General features: G+C 49.8%; 3 protein-coding genes. 2 read left to right on the forward strand and 1 reads right to left on the reverse strand.

Annotated features, from left to right (window positions below; all coding sequences use genetic code 11):
- Window positions 1–287, reverse strand: a 287-nt coding sequence (locus tag ACEW8P_RS20950; protein WP_373515022.1) for a VOC family protein, incomplete at its 3' end; no start/stop codon positions are given.
- 406 nt (window positions 288–693) lie between these two features.
- On the opposite strand from ACEW8P_RS20950, the gene ACEW8P_RS20955 reads away from it, so the two are divergent.
- Window positions 694–1,203 (forward strand): peptide deformylase, encoded by a 510-nt coding sequence (locus ACEW8P_RS20955; protein WP_373515023.1) that lies wholly within the window; start codon window positions 694–696, stop codon window positions 1,201–1,203.
- A 48-nt stretch (window positions 1,204–1,251) separates the two neighbouring features.
- The coding region (locus ACEW8P_RS20960) for a DUF5916 domain-containing protein (RefSeq protein ID WP_373515024.1) at window positions 1,252–3,222 on the forward strand (1,971 nt) is incomplete at its 3' end.

Consider the following 3,222-nt stretch of genomic DNA (forward strand, 5'->3'; position numbering starts at 1 on the left):
CTCAGCCTTTCGGTCAGCTGAACTACCTCTTCTTTATTGCCCACGGACAGTGCAAAATGCGTCAGGCCCAGGTACTCCGTGCCCTCGGAATTGGCTCCGTTTGCCACAGTTTCTTTTTGCATGATTTCCAATCTGGATTCCCCTGAGAAACTCAAAAAATATGACACAAAGCCCTTGCGTGGGTTAACGTATTTTTCGTTAGCGGTCGCTCCAAAGTACTTTTCGTAGAAGCAGCGAATCACTTCAAGCTGAGAAGTGTAAAGGGCAATGTGATCAATTTGGGTCATTACTTCTGGTATTCATTTGCGGTAAGTGCAAGTTCATTCAGTAGGTCAGTATCTTGCCCGTATCTGATTAAAAGATGATTTTACTCTATGCAATTTTGTTGAAGAATCTTGTCAGATATTTTTTCTGCAGACAATTCTTTAATTTCTTTTGCAGAAAAACTTGATTTTGATTAAATAAAATTGTACTATTGGGGCATACTTTTTAAGTAAATTTATTTAATACTCTTCCAGTAAATAAAATATTTAATAAATATGTGTGACGTATGACCGCCAAAGTAGTCATATAATTAGCACACTACAATATTCAGCATACTATACACACATTACTGTTATTGGTTGCTGAAATGCTGAAAGCATTCCTTTGAAAGAAGGGGTGCTTTTCAGGTTGATAACCTCCCTTTATTCAATGAAAGGACTTGCTGACATCCTGCTGCTGGGCGACGAGCGCCTTTACCAAAACTGCGCGCCACTCACGCCCAAAGACTCAGCACTAATTACCGAAATGACGCGCGACCTACATAATGCGCTGGTAGAATTCAGGGACAAGTACAGAACGGGCCGGGCGATTGCCGCGCCGCAGTTGGGGTACATGAAGCGGCTGGTTTATATGTTCACCGATGATCGTTCTATCGTTTTTATCAATCCCGAAATCATCGAGCGTAGTGACGAAACAATGGAACTTTGGGACGACTGCATGAGCCTGCCCAATTTGCTGGTCAAGCTACAACGCCACCGCCAAATCCGGCTCAGTTTCTGTGACGAGAATTGGCAACGCCAGGAGTGGGAACTCACCGACGACCTTTCCGAACTTCTGCAACACGAAATCGACCACTTGGACGGCGTACTTTGCACGATGCGCGCCATTGACGCCCGCGCCTTTCGGTGGAAACCGACCCCGAATCTACCTTTGGAGTAGAGCCGCAAGGCACGTACCTTTACCCTCCAAATTCAATCCACCATCTACGTGTGCCGTTTTTTATCACTCCTCCTCCTGCTTTCCGGAATTACTGGCCTTTCTCTCGCTCAGAAACCCAACCAAAAGTACCAATATAACATCCACGCCACCACCTCGGAGATAAATATCGACGGGATAGCCGACGAGGGTGTATGGCAGGAGGCGCAAGTGGCCACCGATTTTTTCATGGTGCAACCCATCGACACCAGTTTCGCCCGAACGCGGACGGAGGTGCGGATGACTTACGACCAGAAGAACATTTATATATTAGTCACCAACTACAAGCCTGTGACGGGTTCGCTGGTGGTGGAGTCGCTGCGGCGCGACTTCGGCTTCAACAACAACGACAACTTTCTGCTATTTCTGGACACCTTCGACGACCGCACCAACGGTTTCTCGTTCGGCTCCAATGCGGCGGGAGCACCTTGGGACGGGCAGATGTTCGATGGCTCCTCCATTAACCTGAGTTGGGATAATCGCTGGTTCACGTCCGTTAAAAATGACGACGAAAAGTGGGTCTGGGAGGCTGCTATTCCTTTTAAGAGCATTCGCTATAAACCGGGCATCACTACCTGGGGGGTCAATTTCAGCCGACTGGAATTGACCGTCGCCGAGAAATCAGCTTGGGCACCCGTGCCGCGGCAGTTTCCTACGGCGGCCCTGGCCTACACGGGCGTGCTGGTTTGGGATCAGCCACCGCCCGATCCTGGTATTAACGTTTCGGTCATTCCCTACGTCGCTGCGCGAACCAATCGCGATTTCCGGTCGGAGGATGCTTTCAATAGAAAGTACCAGATCGGCGGCGACGTCAAAATCGGCATCACGCCATCTCTCAACCTCGACTTGACGGTTAATCCCGATTTCTCGCAGGTAGATGTGGACGAGCAACAAACCAATCTCGACCGCTTCGAGCTTTTCTTTCCCGAGCGGCGGCAGTTCTTTCTCGAAAACGCTGACCTCTTCGCCAACTTCGGCTACTCGTCCATTCGGCCATTTTTCTCGCGTCGCATCGGCTTGGGCGTGCCGATCAGGTACGGGGCGAGGCTCAGCGGCAAACTGAACCAAAACTGGCGGCTGGGTGTCCTGAACGTGCAAACCGCCGCACAGGACAGTCTGCCGAGTAACAACTTTTCGGTGGTGGCCGTACAGCGACAGGTACTTGCTCGTTCCAATGTGCGGTTGCTTATGGTCAACAAGGATGCCCTTCGCTACAGCCCTGAGCTGAACGGGGCTTACAATCAGTACAATCGAAACATCGGCGGAGAATTCAACTTACTATCGGTTAACAACCGCTGGTCGGGGAAGGCGATGATCCTCAAATCGTTCAGCCCAAACCGTAAGGGCGACGACTTCGCACAAGCCGCCGATCTGGGCTACGACAATACCAATCTCTCCTTGCAATGGCAGCACGAGTACGTCGGCAGCAACTACAACGCCGAAGTCGGCTACGTCCCCAACGCCATCCGCAACGGCTATTTCAAAATCAATCCAGGCGCCAGGTACTTATTTTTTGTCAAATCAAATTCGCTTATCAGCCATGGGCCCCGTCTGCAAACGACTTTATTTTGGAATAAAAAGCGAGAGTTGACCGACAACGAAACATTTATCTCTTACAATTTTAATTTCAAAAGCCGGGCGCAGGCTTTTATTTGGGCGGCCACCAACTACGTCAAACTACTGCGACCATTTGATCCAACTAACTCAGGTCGCGAACGGCTGGCCACGGGTACGGAACATCGCTGGAAATCGACCGGATTCAGCTTTGATAGTAGTCCCAAGCGAAATTTCACTTACTCGCTATCCGGGCGGTTCGGAGGGTATTACGAAAACGGCGAACGTACCAACTTTTCGACTAGCCTGGGCTATCGTTTCCAACCTTACGTAGCGCTGACTTTGAATAGCAACTACAACAACATTACACTTCCTGCCCCCTGGAATCGGGTGGAGTACTGGTTAGTCGGCCCAAGAGTGGACGTAACC

Source organism: Persicitalea sp. (assembly GCF_041751555.1).
Taxonomy (GTDB): Bacteria; Bacteroidota; Bacteroidia; order Cytophagales; family Spirosomataceae; genus Persicitalea.

What these genes read in the sequence shown, in the direction of transcription:
- ACEW8P_RS20955 (WP_373515023.1), top strand. Translation starts at nt 694, where the DNA reads ATGAAAGGACTTGCTGACATCCTGCTGCTGGGCGACGAGCGCCTTTAC.